Consider the following 20,677-nt stretch of genomic DNA (forward strand, 5'->3'; position numbering starts at 1 on the left):
GCAGAACATCACCGGCTTCATGGTGGGACGCGCATACGAAGAAGGCGGAATCGCCAAGAACGGCGCCAAGATGGTCAACGCGGTCGCCTGTGCCCGGGTGCCCAAGCTGACGGTGATGATCGGCGGCTCCTTCGGGGCCGGTAACTACTCGATGTGCGGCCGCGCTTACTCGCCACGGTTCCTGTGGAGCTGGCCCAACGCGCGGATCTCGGTGATGGGTGGCCCGCAGGCCGCCGACACCCTGGCCACCGTGCGCCGCAACCAGATCGAACGCTCCGGCGGCGAATGGTCGACCGACGAGGAGGAGACCTTCAAACAACCCATCCGAGAGCAGTTCGAGCAACAGTCCGACGCCTACTACTCGACCGCGCGCCTGTGGGACGACGGCATCATCGATCCCGCCGACACCCGCACCGTGCTCGGACTGGCGCTCGAGGCGTGCCGATACGCGCCGCTGACCGAACCGCGCTACGGCGTCTTCCGGATGTGAGGGCTATACACATGACCACGACTTCTGACATCCGTTCCAACGCAACACCGTCCACGCCGACCACGGAAGCGGCCGACCCCGCGGCCGCCGTGGTGACGCCCATCCGGACCGTCCTCGTCGCCAATCGCGGCGAGATCGCCTGCCGCGTCATCGCGACACTGCGCCGGTTGGGCCTGCGCAGCGTCGCCATCTACACCGACCCCGACGCGCACGCCCGCCACGTCCGCGAGGCCGACACCGCCGTGCATCTCGGATCGCTGGTGGCCCCGGGAGAACCACGCTCGGCGGGTAACTACCTCGACATCGCCGCGGTGGTGCGCGCCGCGCAGGCCACCGGAGCCGACGCCGTGCACCCGGGCTACGGATTCCTCTCGGAGAACCAACAATTCGCCGACGCGCTGACCAAGGCCGGCATCGCATTCATCGGTCCGCCGGCGTCGGCGATCGCGACGATGGGCGACAAGATCACCGCACGTGCGGCGGTCACCGAACGCGGGGTACCGGTGGTACCCGGGTTGTCGCGGCCCGGACTGACCGATGACGATCTCATCGCCGCCGCACCGGAAATCGGCTTCCCGGTGCTCATCAAGCCGAGTGCGGGCGGCGGTGGCAAGGGCATGCACCGGGTCGAGAACCCCGACGATCTGCCCGATGCGCTGGCCAGGGCACGGCGGGAGGCGTCGGCGGCCTTCGGCGACGACGCGCTGTTCCTCGAGCACTTCGTCGACACCCCGCGTCACATCGAGGTGCAGGTCCTCGCCGACACCCACGGCCACGTCATCCATCTCGGTGAGCGGGAGTGCTCGCTGCAGCGCCGTCATCAGAAGGTCATCGAGGAAGCGCCGTCGGCGCTGTTGGATGCCGCGACGCGGGAGCGGATCGGACAGGCCGCCTGCGACGCCGCCCGCAGCGTCGGCTACACCGGCGCGGGAACGGTCGAGTTCATCGTGTCCGCTCACCGACCCGACGAGTTCTTCTTCATGGAGATGAACACCCGTCTACAGGTCGAGCACCCGGTGACCGAGATGGTCACCGGAATCGATCTGGTGGAACAGCAGATTCGCGTCGCGCGGGGCGAGGTGCTCGCGATCGCGCAGGAGGACGTGACATTGGTCGGTCATGCGATCGAGGCACGCGTCTATGCCGAGGACCCCGTCAACGGCTTCCTGCCGACCGGCGGCGAGATCGTCTCGCTGGCCGAGCCCGACACCGCGGCCGGCCAAGGGGTGCGGGTGGATTCGGCGATGCTGCCCGGCCTCGTCGTGGGCAGCGACTACGACCCGATGCTGGCCAAGGTGATCGCCCACGGCGGCGATCGCGCGGAGGCCATCGAACGCCTCGATCACGCGCTGAGCGAAACCCGTGTCCTCGGTGTGGTCACCAACATCGACTTCTGCCGCTTCGTGCTGGCCCGCCCGGAGGTGCGCGAGGCTCGCCTCGACACCGAACTCCTCGACCGGCTGGCCGCCGACTACGCTGCGCCCGAGCCCGTTCCGGAGGCGCTGGCGCTGGTCGGTCTCGCCCGCGTCGGCAACCGGCGCGCCGACGACGTGTGGGACAGCCAGGTCGGTTTCCGGCTCGGCGCGCACGCGCCGGTCGTCAGCAGGCTCAGTGCGGGTACCCACCGGCGCGAGGTGTCGGCGGAGGTCCACGGCGCCGACGAACGCTGGGTCACCGCCGACGTCTCCATCACCACCACACCCGATCCCGACGAGGGCACCCCGGCCGCGGATGAGACTGCTGCGGACGAGAACACGGCAAAGCCGTGGACCGCGCGCGTGGAATACCTTGCCCAGCACGCCACCACGAGCGGCCGGACCGCACGGCTGATCGTCGACGGCATCAGTCAGCAGTGGTCGCTCGCCGAGATCGGCGACCAGTGGTGGGCCTCCGGGCCCGCGGGCACGTGGATCGTCGAACTGACCCGCACCGTCCTCGACGCCGACGCCGCTCAAACAGCAGGCACCATCGTCAGCCCGATGCCCGGCACCGTCGTCGCGGTATCGGCCGCCACCGGCGACGAGGTCGGCGCGGGCACCGCGATCGTGGTGGTCGAGGCGATGAAGATGGAACACACCCTGGCCGCACCGATCGACGGGACCGCCACCGTCTCGGTCGCCGTGGGCGACAAGGTCTCCGCCGGTCAGCAACTCGCCCACATCGACAGCCCGGCCCCCACTCCCGACGCCGCATGACAAGCTCGCAGACGTTGACGCACGAAAAGGACTCCCGCCCATGGAATTGACCCAGGAATACACCGACCTCATCGCCACCGTGCGCGACTTCGCGCAATCGGTCGTCGCCCCGGTCTCGGCGAAACACGATGCCGAACACGCCTTCCCGTACGACGTGATCGCCCAGATGGGCAAGATGGGACTGTTCGGTCTGCCCTTCCCCGAGGAGGAGGGCGGCATGGGCGGCGACTACTTCGCGCTCGCACTGGCGCTGGAGGAACTCGGCAAGATCGACCAGTCGGTGGCCATCACCCTCGAGGCGGGGGTCAGCCTGGGCGCCATGCCGATCCACAAGTACGGCACCCCCGAGCAGAAGGAGCGGTGGCTTCCGGATCTGACCGCAGGCCGGGCGCTGGCCGGCTTCGGGCTCACCGAACCCGGCGCCGGATCCGATGCCGGTGCCACCGCCACCACCGCGCGTGACGACGGGGACTCGTGGATCATCAACGGCGCCAAGCAGTTCATCACCAACTCCGGCACCGACATCACCTCGCTGGTCACCGTCACCGCCGTGACCGGTGTGAAAGACAACGGCCGCAAGGAGATCTCGACGATAATAGTGCCGTCGGGCACGCCGGGTTTCGTCGCCGAGCCGGCCTACAACAAGGTCGGGTGGAATGCCTCCGACACCCATCCGCTGACCTTCACCGACGTCCGGGTCCCCAAGGAGAACCTCCTCGGCGAGCGGGGCCGTGGTTACGCGAACTTCCTGTCGATCCTCGACGAGGGACGGATCGCGATCGCCGCACTGGCCACCGGCGTCGCGCAGGGATGCGTCGACGAGAGCGTGAAATACGCCAAGGAGCGCCAGTCCTTCGGCAAACCGATCGGTGAGTACCAGTCGGTGTCGTTCGCGATCGCCCGGATGGAGGCGCGCGCCCACGTCGCACGCACCGCGTACTACGACGCGGCGGCAAAGATGTTGGCGGACAAACCCTTCAAGAAGGAAGCCTCTATCGCCAAGATGATCGCCAGCGAAGCCGCGATGGACAATGCGCGCATGGCCACCCAGATCCACGGTGGGTACGGCTTCATGAACGAATATCCGGTCGCCCGCCATTACCGTGACTCGAAGATCCTCGAGATCGGGGAGGGCACCACCGAGGTCCAGCTCATGCTGATCGCCCGCGAGCTGGGATTCTCATGAGCGAGAATGCCGAAGCGACGTCGACGCCGGTCCGGGTGGTGCAGCGTGGACTGTGGTTCGAGGAATTCGCCGAGGGCACGATCTACGAACATCGACCGGGCCGCACGGTGACCGAGGCCGACAACGTCCTGTTCACCACGCTGACGATGAACACCCAGGCGTTGCACCTCGACGCGGCGTGGTCGGCGACGCAACCCGGGTTCGGTGGGCAGCGACTCATCAACTCGATGTTCACCCTCTCCACCATCGTCGGCTTGTCCGTCGCGCAGCTCACCCAGGGCACCCTGGTGGCCAATCTCGGTTTTTCCGAAGTCGCCTTTCCCGCACCGCTGTTCGCCGGCGACACGCTCTACGCCGAGACCGAGTGCACGGGCAAACGCGAGTCCAGGTCGCGGCCAGGAGAGGGAGTGGTGCACCTCACCCACATCGGCCGCAACCAGGACGGGGTGATCGTCGCCAAGGCGGCACGCGCGACACTGGTACGCAGGCGCCCGTCGGACTCGTCACCGACCTGAGGCCGAGAAGGGCGTCGAGAAATCCGTGCAGCGACGACGAAGGAGTCGAAGGAGATCATGACCTTGCCAGTGGCGGAATCGTTCGGAAATGCCTGGGCGCCCGCAGGACCTGCGATGCTGTTCTGTCCTGCGGACCGACCCGAGCGCTACCAGAAGGCCGCCGACCGCGCCGATGTGGTCATTCTCGATCTCGAGGACGCCGTCGCCCCGGAAAACCGGGTGGCCGCCCGCGAGGCATTGATCGCCCACCCGCTCGACCCCGATCGCACCGTGGTGCGGATCAATCCGGCAGGCACCGGTGACTACCGGCGCGACCTCGCCGCGCTCTCGGACACCAACTACCGGGTCGTCATGCAGGCCAAGGCGGAGACGGTGGAGTCGATCACCGAAACCGCGTTGCAGACCATCGCATTGATCGAGACCCCCACCGGGGTGGTGTGGGTCAACGACATCGCCGCCGGCGTCAACTGCATCGGATTGATGTGGGGCGCCGAGGATCTCGTGGCCGGGCTCGGCGGCAAATCCAGCAGGTTCGGCCCGGACGAGCCGCGTTCGGGCACCTATCGCGACGTGGCGCGTTATGCGCGTTCGGCGGTGCGACTCGCAGCGGCGGCCAACGGCAAGTTCGCCGTCGACTCCGTACACATCGACTTCCGTGACATCGACGGGCTTCGCGACGAGGTGACCGACGCCGTCGCACTCGGATACGCCGCCACCGCCTGCATCCATCCCTCCCAGGTCGACATCATCCGCGCCGGCTACTCGCCGAGCGACGAGGAACTCCAGTGGGCGCGACGCGTCATCGATGGGGCCGCCGAGTTCGGGGGCGGCGTGTTCAGCATCGACGGACAGATGATCGACGGCCCGGTGTTCCGCCAGGCCGAAGCCGTCCTCTCGCGTGCAGCAGCCTCAGAGGCATCGAGTACCGAGACTTCCCCCGCACCGACCACCTGAGTACCCGCCACATCGGAGGAAAGTGATCACCATGACCGAATCGGCTTCCACGCGAGACGACTCCGAGCTGAGTTACGCCCGGGGCGACGCAGCACCGCCGTTGCTGATCGAGACGATCGGGGCGACGCTGGCTCGCATCACCGAACGCCACGGTGACCGGATGGCCCTCATCGACGCCCCGACCGGCGCCCAGTGGACCTACGCCGAGTTCCGCCGTGACGTCCTCGCGCTCGCCGCCGGACTGTGCAGACTCGGCGTCGCCGCAGGAGATCGGGTCGGTCTGTGGTCGCCCAACAGGGCCGAATGGGTGCTGACCCAGTATGCGACGGCCGAGATCGGTGCGATCCTGGTCAACCTCAATCCCGCATATCGCCAACACGAGATCGAGTACGCGCTCACACAATCGGGCACCAGTGTGGTGGTGGCAGCCGAACGGTACAAGGACTCCGACTACGCGGGCATGCTCGCCGCCGCTCGTCCGGCCGCGCCCGAACTGCGCGAGGTCGTGCTGTTCGAGAGTTCGCAGTGGGCCGAGCTCACCGCGCCACCCACCGCGGACGAACTCGCCGCGGTCGCCGATCGGGCCGCCGGGCTCACCGCCGATGACCCGATCAACATCCAGTACACTTCCGGGACAACGGGATTCCCGAAAGGTGCGACGCTCTCGCACCGCAACATCGGCAACAACGGGTACCTGGTGGGCGAGCTCCTCGACTACAGCGCCGACGACCGGATCTGCATTCCGGTGCCGTTCTATCACTGCTTCGGCATGGTGATGGGCAATCTGGCCGCCACCAGTCACGGTGCGACGATGGTGATCCCGTCGCCGACCTTCGACCCGGAAGCCGCGTTGCGCGCCGTCGCCGACCACAAGTGCACAAGCCTCTACGGCGTGCCGACGATGTTCATCGCCGAACTCGCCCTGCTCGATTCGGGTGCCGAGTTCGATCTGTCGACGCTGCGTACCGGCATCATGGCGGGTTCGCCGTGTCCGGAACACGTCATGCGCCAGGTGGTCGACCGCATGCACATGGGGCAGGTGTCGATCTGTTACGGCATGACCGAGACCTCGCCGGTGTCGACACAGACCCGCATGGACGATCCGCTGGAACTGCGCGTCGGCACCGTCGGTCGGGTCGGTCCGCATCTGGAGGTCAAGGTGATCGACCCGGTCAGCGGAGAAACGTTGCGGCGCGGCGAGACCGGCGAATTCTGCACCCGCGGTTACAGCGTGATGAGTGGCTACTGGAATCAGCCGGACAAGTCGGCTGAGGTCCTCATCCCCGAACCGACCGATCCACAGGGCTCACCGTGGATGCGGACCGGTGATCTCGCGGTGATGGACCCCAACGGGTATGTCCGGATCACCGGGCGCATCAAGGACATGGTGATCCGCGGTGGGGAGAACATCTACCCCCGTGAGATCGAGGAATTCCTCTACACCCACCCCGACATCCTCGACGCGCAGGTCATCGGTGTCCCCGACGAGAAGTACGGTGAGGAACTGATGGCATGGATCCGGCTGCGCGACGGCGCATCCGAACTCACCGCCGACGACGTCCGCGAGTTCGCGACCGGCAAGATCGCCCGCCACAAGATCCCGCGCTTCGTCCACGTGGTCAAGGAGTTCCCGATGACGGTGACCGGTAAGGTCCGCAAGGTGCAGATGCGTGAGGAGTCCGTCGAGATCCTCGGAACGCTGCGATGACCGACGGCGTCGGGTCGGTGATCACCACCGACAAACGTTCGCAGATGGACGAATTCGTCGACGCGGTCTCGCGGCAGTACGGCATCGACGTGTCCGGTTACCCGGAGTTGTGGGCGTGGTCGACGAGCGAGCCGGCCGCTTTCTGGCGGTCGGTATGGGAGTTCTTCGAACTCTCCGAGATCGCGGGTCCGCTCGCAGAAGGTGACGCCGCGGTGCTGGCCTCGGTCGACATGCCCGGTGCGCGTTGGTTTCCCGACGTTCGGCTGAATTACGTCGATCAGGTGTTGCGGCACGCCCGCGCGGTCGAGGCCGGTGCGGCCACCGATCGCGCGGCCGTCGTCGGCATCGGTGAGAGCGGTGACCGTACGGCGATCGCGTGGTCGGAGTTGCCGCACATGGTCGGGGCGCTGGCGGCGACCCTGGCCGATCTCGGCGTCGGCGTCGGGGATGTGGTGGCCGCGTATCTGCCCGACGTCCCCGAGGCGGTCATCGCGTTCCTCGCGACCGCGTCGCTCGGTGCGATCTGGTCGGGGTGCGGGCAGGACTACGCACCCGAGGGTGCCTCGGCCCGGCTCGGGCAGTTGCATCCCAAGGTGTTGTTCTCGGCCGGCGGATATCGCTACAACGGCAAGGACATCGACAAGACCACCGACAGTGCCGAGCTCGCCGCAGCCCTGCCCGAGCTCACCGGGCACATCGTCGTCGGCGGCACCGACCACCGCCCGGAATCGGGTCCACGTGTCCTGTCCTACGCGAGTGCCATCAGCAATTCGTCCACGGTGAACCCGGTGCCGGTGGCCTTCGATCATCCGCTGTGGGTGCTGTTCAGTTCCGGCACCACCGGTCGGCCTAAGGGCATCGTGCACGGCCACGGCGGGGTCGTCGTCGAACATCTCAAAGCCGCTGCGCTCCATGCCGATCTCGACGAGTCCGATGTGTTCTTCTGGCAGACGGCGCTGAGCTGGATGATGTGGAACTTCCAGATCGCCGGTCTGCTGTGCGGCTCGACGATCGTCTGCTACAGCGGTTCTCCGCTGTATCCCGACGCGGATCGGTTGTGGCAGATCGTCGCCGCGGAGAAGGTGACCTACTTCGGTACCAGCCCCGGCCAGTTGCAGGCCTCCCGCAAGGCCGGGCTCGTACCCGGGCGCGATCATGATCTGTCGGCACTGCGGACCATCGGCAGCACCGGGTCGTCACTGGCCGGTGACCTGTTCGAGTGGATCGACGACAATGTGGCGCACGGACTCCCGGTGTCCTCGATCAGCGGTGGCACCGATGTGGTGACCGCCTTCGCCGGCGGCTCGGTCGGAGAGCCGGTGGTTCCGGGGGAGTTGTCGGTCCGTTATCTCGGTGTCGCGCTACAGAGTTGGGCACCCGACTGCACGCCGGTGATTGACGAGGTGGGCGAGATGGTGATCACCACCCCGATGCCGTCGATGCCGGTCGGCTTCTGGAACGACCCCGACGGATCACGGTATCGTGCCGCCTATTTCGAGCACGAATGGAGCTCGGTCGGGCCGACGACGCCGGTCTGGCGACACGGCGACTGGGTCACCGTCACCGACCGCGGATCGCTGATCATCCACGGCCGCAGCGACGCCACGTTGAACCGCCACGGCATCCGGATGGGATCGGCCGACATCTACGAGGTGGTCGAGAGCATCGACGAGATCGCCGAGGCGTTCGTCCTGGGCGTCGACGGCCCCGACGGCGCGTATTGGATGCCGCTGTTCGTCACCCTCGTCCCCGGAGCCGAACTCGACGACGACCTGCGCACCCGGGTGGTCGCCGAGATCCGCTCCCGGCTCTCGCCGCGCCACGTGCCCGACGAGCTCATCGTCGCCCCGGCCATTCCGCACACCCGCACCGGCAAGAAACTCGAGGTGCCGGTCACCTCGGTCCTCGCCGGCCGGTCGGTCGACATCGATCCACGATCCGTCGACGACTACTCGCTGATCGCCTGGTACGAAGAGCAAGGAGCGAAACACGCCTGGTGACGGGTTTCGTCGCCACCAACCGGTGGTGACGTTCCGTTGGCGCCGACGCCCTTCGACCGATGGTCGAGGTTCCCGTGGCGTCGGTTCCTTTGGATCGATGGTCGAGGTGCGAGGAGCGATAGCGACGAGCCTCGAGACCCCTTGCGCCACAGCTGGTTCCGCCCCGCAGTCCGCATCACGCAACCCCGCCTGAACCCCGCCGACCCCGTCATTCATCCAACCGACGACCGGTCGCCCGGCACCTCGGCGTCATCCACAACCGGGCGTGGGACCCTGTGGCGCGTCCGCGCGATGTATTAGCGTGGTCGGGTGAGTGCGCTCGGGGCGCGACAACTGTGCGCGCCGGGGGAGACGCGACAAACACGTATTCGGTAGGAGAATCTCATGAGCTACCAGCCAGGAAGCGGCTACGGGCAGCAGCCCGAGTCCGGACAGACCCAGGGTCAGCAGGGGGCGGGCTATTCGCAGCCCGGCCAGGCATCCTCGCCGCAGGGCCATCTACAGCAGCCGACCTACGGTCAGGGCTACGGCCAGACCGCCGGTCAGCAGGGTTACGGTCAACAGGGCTACGGCCAGCAGGGCTACGGTGACCAGTCCGCCTACGGTCAGCAGGGCTACGGTCAGCAGTCGGGCTACGGCCAGCAGGACTACGGGCAACAGGGCTACGGGCAACAGGGCTATGGCCAGCAGGACTACGGGCAGCAGGGATACGGCCAACAGGGCTATGGCCAGGCATACGGCCAGCCCGCCGCACCCAAGCAACCGTTCGCCGGCGTCCCGCCGATCGTGGCACCCGTCCTCGCGGCCACCATCGGTGTGCTCGCCGTCGTCCTGCTGTTCTGCGGGTTCGCGGCCGGTTACACCATCCAGGGAAACGTGGTCAACGACACGCAGAAGCTCTTCGCTTCCGATCTCAGTGCCGCCTACGTCCTGGTTGTGGCGACCGGATTCCTCGCGTTCACCGGGCTGATCAAGTCCTACCGGGTGGCACCGCTGGTCGCGGCCGGGGCGACCGCCGGCGTGCTGCTCACCATCATCATGTATTCTGGTGCCGATCTGGACGAGTCCAGCAACTACTCGCTCGGCCACGGTGCCGGCGCGATCATCCTGCTGGTGCTCTCGATCCTGATCTTCCTGATCGCCATCGGTTGGTTGCTCCTCGATCTCGGTGTCGTCAAGACCGCCGCCGCACCCGAAACCGGTACCGCGGCGCAGGCCACCGACCCCGCGGCCGCCTCGGCGCAGGCCACCACCGCATACGGCTACGGCGCCTCCACTCCGGGGGTCACCTCGCAGGCACAGGGCACCGCCTCCCAGCCGGGCGCGACCGCGGTGATCCCGGGCGCGACCCAGGCCACGACCGCCTACCCGACCGCGGGCACCGCATCGTCGGGTGCCCCGGCCACCACCGCCCAACCGTCGGGCGCCCAGCCGACCGCAGCGCCGAGCTATGACCCGTCGTCGTATGCCGGATACGGGCAGGGGGCGCACGCCGCTCCGTCGGCCGGCGCGGCTCCCGGGGCGACCGCGGCGATTCCGCAGGCCGGATCCGAGGCGGTCTCCGGCTCCGAGAGCACCTCGATCTTCCAGAAGCCGGAGCCCCCGCAGGCCAACAGCTGACTTCAGCAGTTCTCTCGCGCAGACGTAGCAGAAGGTTCGCTCTGAGCGTTACCTTCTGCTTACGTCTTCGCGCAGAGCGTGCGTTTGATCGCTTTCTGACTCGACTGCGGCGCGTCTGCGACACCTCACACGCCCCACGTGCCACGCTCGAACCAATGCCCACGCTGAGAACAGTTGCCTCCGCCGACAACCTCGCGACCCGACTTCGCGACGCTCGGCAGGCCCGTCGCGCCCATCATGACCGCCCCGAACGTGGCCCGCGCGAGCTGATCCTGATCGCGTTCGCCGTACCGGTCGTCTCGATCCTCGTCACCCTGGTCATCGTGTTCGCGGTGCTGATGATGGCCGGTAGCGGACTGTCGGGAATCGGAACGGCCGTCGCCACCTGTTGGCTCGCCATCAACCAGGTCCCCCTGAGCATCGCCGGGGTGAGCATCGGCATCCTCCCGATGCTGCCGACCCTGCTCGTCGCCGGCGGAACCGCAGCGGTGGTGGCGTCGAGCTGCCGGGCCCGCCACACCCTCTCCGAGTACATCGCTGTCGGCGCGTCGGCCGTCGCCGGTGCGCTGCTGATGACGGCCATCGCACTCGCCGTCGTCATGGACGGCTCATCGGTGCTGCCCATCCAGAGCCCCAACGCCCTCGAGGCGTTCGGCCTCACCCTCGTCGTGCAAGGTCTCGCCGCCACCGCCGGGGTCGTTCTCGGCCGGAGTGAGCTGGTCACCAGCCGTCTGAGCGCCGCCGACCGCCGCGGCATCCGCTACGGATTCGTGGCCGTGCTCGCGCTGTTCGCCGCAGGTGGCCTGCTGATCCTGCTGCGGTTGATCCTGAGATTCGACGCGTTGCGCGATCTCGTCTTCGGCGGCTACGACTTCGACGGCTACCTGGGACTCACCCTGCTGTCGGTGCTGTATCTGCCCAACCTGATCATCGGAGCGGCCGCCGTCCTGGTCGGTTCCGAGGCGCACGTCGGCGGAGCGTCCGTCGACCTCTTCGCCGCCCGCGGCGGGTCGGTGCCCGCTCTGCCGGCACTGGCCGTCCTGCCCGACCACACGGTGTGGTGGGCGGTGTGGGGTCTGCTCGTTCCGCTCGTGATCGGCGGTGTTGTGGCCTGGCGTTGCCGCACCGCCGACCCCCTGCGGTACGCGCGCTCGATCGGCATGGCCGCCGCGGTCGCCGCGACAACCGTGGTGGTGTTCGGCTGGCTGGCCGGCGGCACCCTCGGGGAGATCGGCGCCGCGGGTATCACGCTGGTCACCGCCGGCGTGTACACGCTGGGGTGGATCGGGTTGTCGGGACTGGTGATCGGCCTCGTCCTCAACTTCCTGCCGGCACTGCGCTCCCGCACATCAGCAGCGGCCGGGCGTGATGCCGACGACGGCGATTGGCTTGATGCCGTCGACGCAGACGACGACGCGACAGATGAGTACACCGACGAATATCTGGCCGACGAGTATTCGGCTGACGGCGACTTGGCCGAGGGCGAGTTCGATGACGGGTACGAGGACGTCGATGACGGCTACGCCGCCGACGGTGAATACGCGGGCGCCGACCTCGCCGAGGGTGAGTACTCCGGCCCCGACGTCGAGGACGGTGATCTCGATGGCGCCGACGCCGATGATGCAGCAGGCACCGACCCGGCAGACAACGACCCGGCAGACAACGACCCGGCAGACAACGGCGGCGACGTCGACGCGACGCCCACAGCACGCCCGCACCGGACCCGGGCAGCCCGGATCGACCCCGACGACCTCGACGATCCCTGGACGTACGACGACGCGGATACCGTGACCCGTACGAAACGCTGATCGTCGCTTCCGGCGCGCCTTTGCGACGTGACCGAACGCGGTGGCGGTTGCCGCCCCGACGCCGTCGGTCGGTGACCGGCCCACTAGGCTCGCACGTGTGACTGGCGCTCTCCCCGACACCCCGACCGCCGATCGTGTGGCGATCGTCGTGATGGCGTCGGGGACCGGATCGCTGCTCGAGGCCCTGCTCTCTCGCGCGGCAGAACCGGACGCCCCGTTTGTGGTCGCGGCCATCGCCGTCGACCGGGAGTGCCGCGCCGGCGAGATCGCGGCGCGTGCGGGCATTCCGCTCGTCATGTGCAGGATGGCCGGGTATGCCGACCGTGGGGAGTGGGATGCGGCGCTGACCGCGCAGGTCGCCGAATTCGCCCCGGAGTGGATCGTGACCGCCGGATTCATGAAAATCCTTGGTGCCCAATTCCTTCGACGCTTCGGGGGGCGGATCGTGAACTCGCATCCCGCGCTGCTGCCGGCATTTCCCGGTGCGCACGGCGTCGCCGACGCCCTCGACTACGGAGTCAAGGTCACCGGCACGACGGTGCACCTGGTCGACGAGGGCGTCGACACCGGTCCCGTGCTCGCCCAGGTCCCGGTTGTCGTCGAGGACGGCGACACCACGGATTCCCTGCACGCACGTATCAAATCGGTGGAGCGCGTGCTGCTCGCCGACGTGGTGACGGATCTCGTCACCCGAGGAGTTGTCATCGACGGACGAAAGGCCCACATTCCGTGAACGCACCCAGCACCGACGTCTCCCGCCGCCCCATTCGCCGGGCTCTGGTGAGCGTCTACGACAAGAGCGGGCTGGCGGAGCTGGCGACCGCGCTTCACGGCGCCGGCGTGGAGATCGTGTCCACCGGGTCGACCGCGAAGACCATCGCCGCACAAGGTGTCCCGGTGATCGAGGTGTCGGAGGTGACCGGTTTTCCCGAGTGCCTCGACGGCCGGGTCAAGACGCTGCACCCCAAGGTGCACGCCGGTATCCTCGCCGACACCCGTAAACCCTCGCACGTCGATCAGTTGACCGAATTGGGCGTTGCGGCTTTCGATCTCGTCGTGGTGAACCTCTACCCGTTCACCGATACCGTCGCCTCCGGGGCGGGCCCGGACGAGTGCATCGAGCAGATCGACATCGGCGGTCCGTCGATGGTGCGTGGTGCGGCCAAGAACCATCCCAGCTTGGCCGTCGTCGTCGACCCCTACGACTACGACGCCGTGCGCGCTGCCGTGGCCGACGGCGGCTTCTCGTTGCGGCAGCGACAAGAACTGGCAGCCAAGGCTTTCCGGCACACCGCCGACTACGACGTGGCGGTGGCCTCGTGGATGTCGAGCGTGGTGGCCCCGCCCGCGTCGACCGCTCAGGGTGAACACGAGCCCACCGGAACCGGATTTCCCGAGTGGGCCGGTGCCACATGGAGGCGTTCGGCGGTGCTGCGGTACGGCGAGAATCCCCATCAGGCCGCGGCTCTGTACCTGTCGACCGCCGATCACGAGGGCCTGGCCTCGGCAGAACAGCTGCACGGCAAGGAGATGAGCTACAACAACTACACCGACTCCGACGCGGCGTGGCGCAGTGCGCACGACTTCGACGCGCCGGCCGTGGCGATCATCAAGCACGCCAACCCGTGTGGCATCGCAGTCGGCTCCGACATCGGCGAAGCGCACCGTAAGGCCCACGCCTGCGACCCGGTCAGCGCCTACGGCGGGGTGATCGCCGCCAATCGCGAGATCACCGTCGAGATGGCCGAACAGGTCGCCGAGATCTTCACCGAGGTGCTCATCGCCCCGGGATTCGCCGACGGCGCGTTGTCGGTGTTGCAGCGCAAGAGGAACATTCGCATCCTGCGCGCCGTCCCGCCCAAGCGCGGCGGAATCGAGACGCGGCCCATCTCCGGTGGTCTGCTGATGCAGGACCGCGACATCCTCGACGCCGCCGGCGACAACCCGGCCGCATGGACGCTGGCAGCCGGCGCCCCGGCCGACGAGGACACCCTGCGCGATCTCGAATTCGCCTGGCGCGCCTGCCGTTCGGTGAAGTCCAACGCGATCCTGCTGGCCAAGGACGGCGCCTCGGTGGGCGTCGGCATGGGTCAGGTCAACCGGGTGGACTCGGCGCACCTCGCCGTCACCCGCGCCGGTGAGCGGGCAGCCGGCAGCGCGGCCGCTTCCGACGCGTTCTTCCCGTTCCCCGACGGCCTGCAGGTCCTCATCGCCGGTGGCGTGAGCGCCGTGGTGCAGCCGGGGGGATCGATCCGCGACAACGAGGTCATCGAGGCCGCCAATGAGGCCGGCATCACCTTGTACCTGACTGGTGCACGGCATTTCGCGCACTGACATGACGCCCGGTCGGCGCCAGATCTCGTCGACCGGGCGCTCTATCCCGTCGACCGTGCGCTCTATCGCGTCGACCGTGCGCTCTATCGCGTCGACCGGGCGCTTCATCGCGTCGAGTGTGCGCCACGACCGATGAGCATCCTCGACTATCTCCTGCTCGTCGTTGCCGGATTCGGGGCGGGCCTCATCGGCTACGTCACCGGCCTGGCCTCCGTCGTCAGCTATCCGGCACTCCTGGCGGTGGGCCTGCCGCCGATCGCGGCGAACGTCACCAACACCGTCGCACTGGTGTCGGTCGGGATCGGCAGCCTCGGTCAGTCCGGTCGCATCCTGCTCGACGGTGACCGCCGACGCCTCGTCGGCGGGGGAGTGGCCGCGCTGATCGGCGGCTCCATCGGCGCGGTCGTCCTGCTGCTCGCGCCCGCCGACAGCTTCAAGGTCACGGTGCCCTACCTCGTGGCCATCGCATCGATCGCGCTGCTCCTGCAACGCCGGCTGCGCGACCTGGCATCCCACCACGTCGACCGGCCCTGGATCTGGTACGTCGGTCTGGCGGTCGTCTCGATTTACGGCGGCTACTTCGGTGCCGGCGCCGGAATCATGCTGCTGGCACTGGCGCTCATCTTCACCAGCGAATCACTCTGGCGAGCAACGCTGTTGAAATCGCTGTTCCTCGGGATCGCCAACCTCGTGGCGGCACTGCTGTTCGCCGTGTCGGGTCCGGTGCACTGGACGGCGGCGCTGGCCATGGCGATCGGTTGCCTCGCCGGTGGCTGGTGTGGGCCGCCGACCGTCAAACGTCTACCGGCGGCGCCGTTGCGGATCGCCGTCGGGATCGCCGGACTCGGCCTGGCGGTGTGGCTGGGCGTCGACGGATGATCTCGCCGGCGCGCGTGTGGCACACCGCCTCACGCGCGCAGGCCTCACACTCCTGCCGTACTGGCGCGAACCGTACTGGCACGAACCGTACTGCGACGCACCGCCGCCCGGACATCGGCGTCCGAATCCTCGGCGGCACGTTCGAGAATCGCCCGCACGTCGGGGTCGTCGGCCCAGAGCGACAGGGTCAGGGCCGCGGCTCTGCGGACGTCGTGATGCACATCGTCGAGCGCGCCGGACAACGCCGCAACGGTCGACTCCGCACGTGCCACGGCCAACCCGCGCGCGGCGCCGACACGGACCTGCCAGGCGCTGTCGCGCAATGCCGCAACCAGCAGCGGCCCGTCGATCTCGGCGTCGCCGAGGTGTGCCATCGCGGCCAGCGCGGCAGCCCGCACCAGCGGATCCCGGTCGCCCGCCAGGATGCGGATGGCTCCGCCACCTACCCCGTTGCCGCCGCCCCCGATGGTGGCCAGCCCCTCGGCGACCGCGATACGGACCTCTCGGTTGTCGTCGACGACCAACTCGGCGATGGGCGCGGCCGCGTCCAAGGACACCAGGGCGCCGATGGCCTCGATCCGGACGCGATGGTCGGCGTCGGAGAGAGCGTGGGTGAACAGGTCGCGATCACCGGAACGCAACGCGCGCAACAGGTCGACGACGGTGGAGCGCACCACGGGATCGGCCGAGCCGACGTGGTCGCGTAGCGCGCCGAGTAATTCCGGCGTGGGTTCGAGGATTTCGACGAGTTCCCGTAGCCCGTGCGCGGCGGCGGCGCGGACGTCGGTCGACCCGTCGGCGAGCGCCGCGACGAGCGCGGTGTCGAACGCCTCGGGTGTGGTCTCGCCGAGCACCGAGATCGCCGTGCGGCGCACGGTCGCGTCGTCATCGTCGAGGTAGGTGTCGAGGTCGGCGGCGTGCGCGGGGGACAGAGCCAGGAGTTGAACGATGCGCGGTGAGGCCGCGGCCGGCGGTTGCGATACCGGCGGACGCACCGGACTGTCGACTCCCCGATATCCCGGGCCGCTGACGATCGGGGGCTCTTCGATGGCGATCACCGACCGGTCCGTCGGCGGAATGTGGTCGAGGCCCTCGACCCCGACGAGGTAGGGCTCGACGGGGCGGCCCACGAACTCCATTGTGCCGTCGGCCGATTTGCGGAGATTGAGGTGATAGCCCCACGTGTCGTCGCGTCGGTCGGGCAGGTCGGCGCGTTGGTGGTAGAGGCCCCAACGACTTTCGGTGCGGGTGAGGGAACTGCGGGCCGCGAACTCGGCACAGTCACGGATGAACGTCACCTCGGCACACCGCATCAGCTCGTGCGGCGTGCGTGAACCCATTTGCTCGATGTCGGCGCGCATGCGCTCGAAGGTCTCGATGGCGATGGCCAGTTTGTTCGACGTCTTCGGCGGCGCCACATAGTCGTTGACGAAGCGTCGGAGCTTGTACTCGACCTGGGGTTGCGGTGGTCCGTCGGGGTTGCGCAACGGGCGGTAGATCAGTTCGTGGGCTGCGGCGAGCTGGTCGGACGGCAGGTCGGCGGGCATCGGTAGCTCCCGTGCGGTCTCGGCGGCATGTGTGCCGGTGAGCTCGCCGTACACGAAGGCGCCGATCATGTAGTTGTGCGGCACGCACGCCAGGTCACCGGCCGCGTACAAGCCGTCGACGGTGGTGCGGCCGTTCTCGTCGACCCACACCCCCGACGCCGAATGTCCACTGCACAAACCGATCTCGGAGATGTGCATCTCGATGTCGTGGGTGCGGTAGTCATGTCCGCGATTGCGGTGAAAGGTACCGCGGGTGGGGCGTTCGGTGGTGTGCAGGATCGATTCGAGGGCGCCGAGGGTCTCCTCCGGCAGGTGACTGACCTTGAGGTAGATCGGACCACGCGCCGATTCGATCTCGTTGCTCACCTCCGCCATCATCTCGCCCGACCAGTAGTCGGAGTCGACGAAGCGCTCGCCGGCGGCGTTGACCTGGTAGCCGCCGAACGGGTTGGCCACGTACGCACACGCCGGTCCGTTGTAATCCTTGATCAGTGGATTGATCTGGAAGCACTCGATGCCGCTGAGCTCGGCTCCGGCATGGTAGGCCATGGAGTATCCGTCACCGGCGTTGGTCGGGTTCTCGTATGTGCCATACAGATAGCCGGAGGCGGGAAGGCCGAGCCGACCGCACGGTCCGGTCGCGAGGATCACGGTCTTGGCCGCGATCTCCACGAATTCGCCGGTGCGCGTGTGCAATGCCGCGGCGCCCACGGCCCGTCCGTCGTCGGTGAGCACGCGTACCGGCATCAACCGGTTCTCGATCGTGATCCGTTCGCGCATCTCACGTTTGCGCAGCACCCGGTAGAGGGCCTTCTTGACGTCCTTGTCCTCCGGCATCGGCAACACATACGACCCGGATCGGTGCACCCGACGCACTGCGTACTCGCCGTACTCGTCCTTCTCGAATTTCACGCCGTAGCGCTCGAGGCGTCCGATCATCGCGAAACCTCGTGTGGCCGTCTGATAGACGGTCTTCTGATTGACGATGCCGTCATTGGCGCGGGTGATCTCGGCGACGTAGTCCTCCGGTGTGGCCTTGCCGGGGATGACGGCGTTGTTGACGCCGTCCATCCCCATCGCGAGGGCGCCCGAATGACGGACATGCGCCTTGTCGAGCAGCAGCACCGACGCGCCGTGCTCGGCGGCGGTCAACGCTGCCATGGTTCCGGCGGTGCCGCCGCCGATCACCAGCACGTCACAGTCGCGTCGGGTGCGATTGGAAAGGTCGGGAATCTCCATGGGCTCCATCGGTTCTCCGGAGGTCGAGGATGATGCGGGCGAGTTCACGCGGCGCTCAGCGCAGCAGATACGGCATGTTGACGGTGACCGCCCCGGTGGGACACCGCACCGCGCACGGCCCGCAGTACCAGCATTCGTCGACGTGCATGTACGCCTTGCCCGAGTCGGGATTGATCGCGAGCGAGTCGAGGGGGCAGACCTCCACACACAGGGTGCAGCCCTCGATGCACAGGGACTCGTCGATGGTGACCGGCACATCGGCGCGGAAGGTGACCTGGCTCAAAGGAGTTGGGCTCATGGGGGTTGGGCTCATGGGAGTTGCTCGTTTCGGTAGGCGGTGCTGCGCAGAAAGATCCGGTCACTGCGCAGGCGGATGTATTCGAGATCGACGGGCCGGTCGTCGGCGGCGAGGTGGGCGAGTCGTTCGAGGAGAAGAAGCGAACTCCCCGAGGCAATTTCGAGATGTGCGGCCGAGTGGGGGTCGGCGTCGACGGCCTCGACGGTCATGTCGGCGCGGCCGAGCCGGCCCCCGGCGACCTCCTCGAGCACGGTGAAGACATCCTGGGATTCGAGGTCGTGGTCGAGCACCGCGATTCCGAGATCGGGTACCAGGTAGGTGATGTCGAGACTGATCGGCTCGTCGTCGAGGTATCGCAGACGCTTGATGTAGACGGCCTGGGCGTCGTCGAGACGCAGGCGGCGCGCGACGAGCCGCGGCGGATCGACGAGTGTGGCGATCTTGACGACGTTGCGGACCGCGCCGTGTCGGCGGAAGGTCTCCTGCAGGCCCAGCAGGGCGTCGAGGCCGTGGTCGAGTTTGCGCGCCACGACGTGCGTTCCGACGCGAGGCGACCGCCGGATCAGTCCTCGTCGGTGAGCGCGGCGAGTGCCTCGCGGATGGTGTTGCGGGAGACGTTGAACTCGTCGATCAGCGCGCGCTCGTCGAGCGCCTCACCGATGGCGACGTCGTGAATCGCTCGCCGTAGGACGTCGGCGACGACGCGGGCGTTGTCGGCGCGGACGCGACCGGACGGCGCCAGGCGTCCCGGGAACGGTGGTTCGGACTGCATGAGTACAGACGATAACCGCTGTTCAGAGGGGCCCGAGAGGTCTGGGACATGCGGTGGGGCGGGCGTTCGGAATGCGCCACCGCAGTGGTCGTTGCGGACGGGTTCACCAGCGTCGTCGGTGCCGGGGAACGCTATTGCGCCACCATCGAGGGCGTTGTGGGGTTGAACTCATCGCGCGCCGAATGTCCGTCGTCGGCGAGGTTCGTCTGCTGTGCACGGCGTCAATGTGGAACTTCAGGATCGGCATCGCGGGCTGGGATTAGACCATGGCGTCGATGGTCGGACAACTCCCTGGCCACTTCTCCTCAGCGTGAGGGAATCTCTCGCCCGGCACTCGGGCGGCGATTACACAATGCTGATGACCTTGTTCGTGGACATCACCCCGCAGGAGCAGGGCGGGGAACCCGGGACCGGGCGACGCGTCGGCCGATCTCGCTGGAAAGCGGTGGGGCTGCAGGTAGGACTGCCGCTGCTGTCGTTGGTCCTGTTCCTGGTGCTGTGGCAGGTTGCCGCGGTCAGCGGAGTGTGGAGCGAGGTCTTCGTTCCCCGGCTCGGCACCGTGTGGCACGCCTTCGTCGAGATGTCGACGACCCACGACGGTTCGATCGGATACGCGGGCTACTACTGGTGGGAGCACCTGTACATGACCCTGCGGCGAGTATTCGTCGGCGTGGTGGTCGGCGTCGGCGTCGGGGTCGCACTCGGGCTGGTGATGGGCTCGGTCCCGGTGATCCGGCGAGTACTCGAGCCGTGGCTGACCTTCTTGCGTGCCCTTCCGCCGTTGGCGTACTTCTTCCTGATCGTCATCTGGCTGGGAATCGACGAGGCGCCCAAGATCACGCTGCTGGCATTGGCGGCCCTACCGCCCGCGGCGGTCGCCACGACAGCGGCCGTCGGGGCGGCACCGGTCGCACTCGTCGAGGCGGCTCGTGCGCTCGGAGCCTCCCGCCGTGACGTGTTGCGCGACGTCATCATCCCCGCGTCTCTGCCTGAGACCTTCACCGGCATACGGCTCTCGGTGGGCATTGCCTATTCGTCGGTGGTCGCCGCAGAACTGTTCAACGGCATCCCCGGCATCGGCGGTGTCGTCAAGGACGCAAGCAATTACAACAACACCCCTGTGGTGCTCGTC

15 protein-coding genes and 1 pseudogene are annotated in these 20,677 nt (G+C 67.8%); 13 read left to right on the forward strand and 3 right to left on the reverse strand.

The window, feature by feature from the left end:
• From GOPIP_RS06105 to GOPIP_RS06160, 12 genes are all read left to right on the forward strand, one after another.
• Positions 1 to 490: carboxyl transferase domain-containing protein (locus GOPIP_RS06105; protein WP_006368702.1), on the forward strand; the 490-nt coding region annotated here is incomplete at its 5' end.
• Positions 491 to 579: 89 nt separating this feature from the next.
• The gene (locus tag GOPIP_RS06110) at positions 580 to 2,685 is read left to right on the forward strand and encodes an acetyl/propionyl/methylcrotonyl-CoA carboxylase subunit alpha (RefSeq protein ID WP_006368703.1); all 2,106 of its coding nucleotides are present in this window, start codon (positions 580 to 582) and stop codon (positions 2,683 to 2,685) included.
• A 40-nt stretch (positions 2,686 to 2,725) separates the two neighbouring features.
• Positions 2,726 to 3,871 (forward strand): acyl-CoA dehydrogenase family protein, encoded by a 1,146-nt coding sequence (locus GOPIP_RS06115; RefSeq protein WP_006368704.1) that lies wholly within the window; start codon positions 2,726 to 2,728, stop codon positions 3,869 to 3,871.
• Positions 3,868 to 4,386 carry a MaoC family dehydratase gene (locus GOPIP_RS06120; RefSeq protein ID WP_006368705.1) on the forward strand — a complete coding sequence of 173 codons (519 nt, stop codon included), beginning with the start codon at positions 3,868 to 3,870 and terminating at the stop codon, positions 4,384 to 4,386. The genes GOPIP_RS06115 and GOPIP_RS06120 overlap by 4 nt, the downstream gene beginning before the upstream one ends.
• Positions 4,387 to 4,443: 57 nt before the next feature.
• Positions 4,444 to 5,340, forward strand: coding sequence for an HpcH/HpaI aldolase/citrate lyase family protein (locus GOPIP_RS06125; RefSeq protein ID WP_006368706.1), 897 nt, complete (start codon positions 4,444 to 4,446; stop codon positions 5,338 to 5,340).
• Positions 5,341 to 5,371: 31 nt separating this feature from the next.
• Entirely contained in the window at positions 5,372 to 7,048 is a 1,677-nt protein-coding gene (locus tag GOPIP_RS06130) for an AMP-binding protein (RefSeq protein ID WP_035727314.1), read from the forward strand.
• Positions 7,045 to 9,048, forward strand: coding sequence for an acetoacetate--CoA ligase (locus GOPIP_RS06135; RefSeq protein ID WP_006368708.1), 2,004 nt, complete (start codon positions 7,045 to 7,047; stop codon positions 9,046 to 9,048). The genes GOPIP_RS06130 and GOPIP_RS06135 overlap by 4 nt, the downstream gene beginning before the upstream one ends.
• Positions 9,049 to 9,432: 384 nt before the next feature.
• The gene (locus tag GOPIP_RS06140) at positions 9,433 to 10,668 is read left to right on the forward strand and encodes a DUF5336 domain-containing protein (RefSeq protein WP_006368709.1); all 1,236 of its coding nucleotides are present in this window, start codon (positions 9,433 to 9,435) and stop codon (positions 10,666 to 10,668) included.
• Positions 10,669 to 10,823: 155 nt separating this feature from the next.
• Positions 10,824 to 12,476 (forward strand): cell division protein PerM, encoded by a 1,653-nt coding sequence (locus tag GOPIP_RS06145; RefSeq protein ID WP_006368710.1) that lies wholly within the window; start codon positions 10,824 to 10,826, stop codon positions 12,474 to 12,476.
• A gap of 151 nt (positions 12,477 to 12,627) precedes the next feature.
• Positions 12,628 to 13,209, forward strand: coding sequence for a phosphoribosylglycinamide formyltransferase (gene purN, locus GOPIP_RS06150; RefSeq protein ID WP_050955238.1), 582 nt, complete (start codon positions 12,628 to 12,630; stop codon positions 13,207 to 13,209).
• The gene (gene purH / locus GOPIP_RS06155) at positions 13,206 to 14,810 is read left to right on the forward strand and encodes a bifunctional phosphoribosylaminoimidazolecarboxamide formyltransferase/IMP cyclohydrolase (protein WP_006368712.1); all 1,605 of its coding nucleotides are present in this window, start codon (positions 13,206 to 13,208) and stop codon (positions 14,808 to 14,810) included. The genes purN and purH overlap by 4 nt, the downstream gene beginning before the upstream one ends.
• 132 nt (positions 14,811 to 14,942) lie before the next feature.
• Positions 14,943 to 15,689: a sulfite exporter TauE/SafE family protein gene (locus tag GOPIP_RS06160; protein WP_006368714.1), complete on the forward strand. Its 747-nt coding sequence runs from the start codon at positions 14,943 to 14,945 to the stop codon at positions 15,687 to 15,689.
• Positions 15,690 to 15,733: 44 nt separating this feature from the next.
• Here the strand turns inward: GOPIP_RS06160 and GOPIP_RS06165 are convergent, their stop codons facing one another.
• The 3 genes and pseudogenes from GOPIP_RS06165 to GOPIP_RS06175 form a co-directional block, all read right to left on the reverse strand.
• Positions 15,734 to 18,475 (reverse strand): fumarate reductase/succinate dehydrogenase flavoprotein subunit, encoded by a 2,742-nt coding sequence (locus tag GOPIP_RS06165; protein ID WP_006368716.1) that lies wholly within the window; start codon positions 18,473 to 18,475, stop codon positions 15,734 to 15,736.
• Positions 18,476 to 18,530: 55 nt separating this feature from the next.
• Positions 18,531 to 18,773 carry a 4Fe-4S dicluster domain-containing protein gene (locus tag GOPIP_RS06170; protein ID WP_373278829.1) on the reverse strand — a complete coding sequence of 81 codons (243 nt, stop codon included), beginning with the start codon at positions 18,771 to 18,773 and terminating at the stop codon, positions 18,531 to 18,533.
• Positions 18,774 to 18,784: 11 nt separating this feature from the next.
• Positions 18,785 to 19,545, reverse strand: a pseudogene (locus GOPIP_RS06175) (GntR family transcriptional regulator).
• 358 nt (positions 19,546 to 19,903) lie between these two features.
• On the opposite strand from GOPIP_RS06175, the gene GOPIP_RS06180 reads away from it, so the two are divergent.
• Positions 19,904 to 20,677: ABC transporter permease (locus GOPIP_RS06180; protein ID WP_035727316.1), on the forward strand; the 774-nt coding region annotated here is incomplete at its 3' end.

Origin of the sequence: Gordonia polyisoprenivorans NBRC 16320 = JCM 10675, from assembly GCF_000241325.1 — a bacterium.
Lineage (GTDB): Bacteria > Actinomycetota > Actinomycetes > Mycobacteriales > Mycobacteriaceae > Gordonia > Gordonia polyisoprenivorans.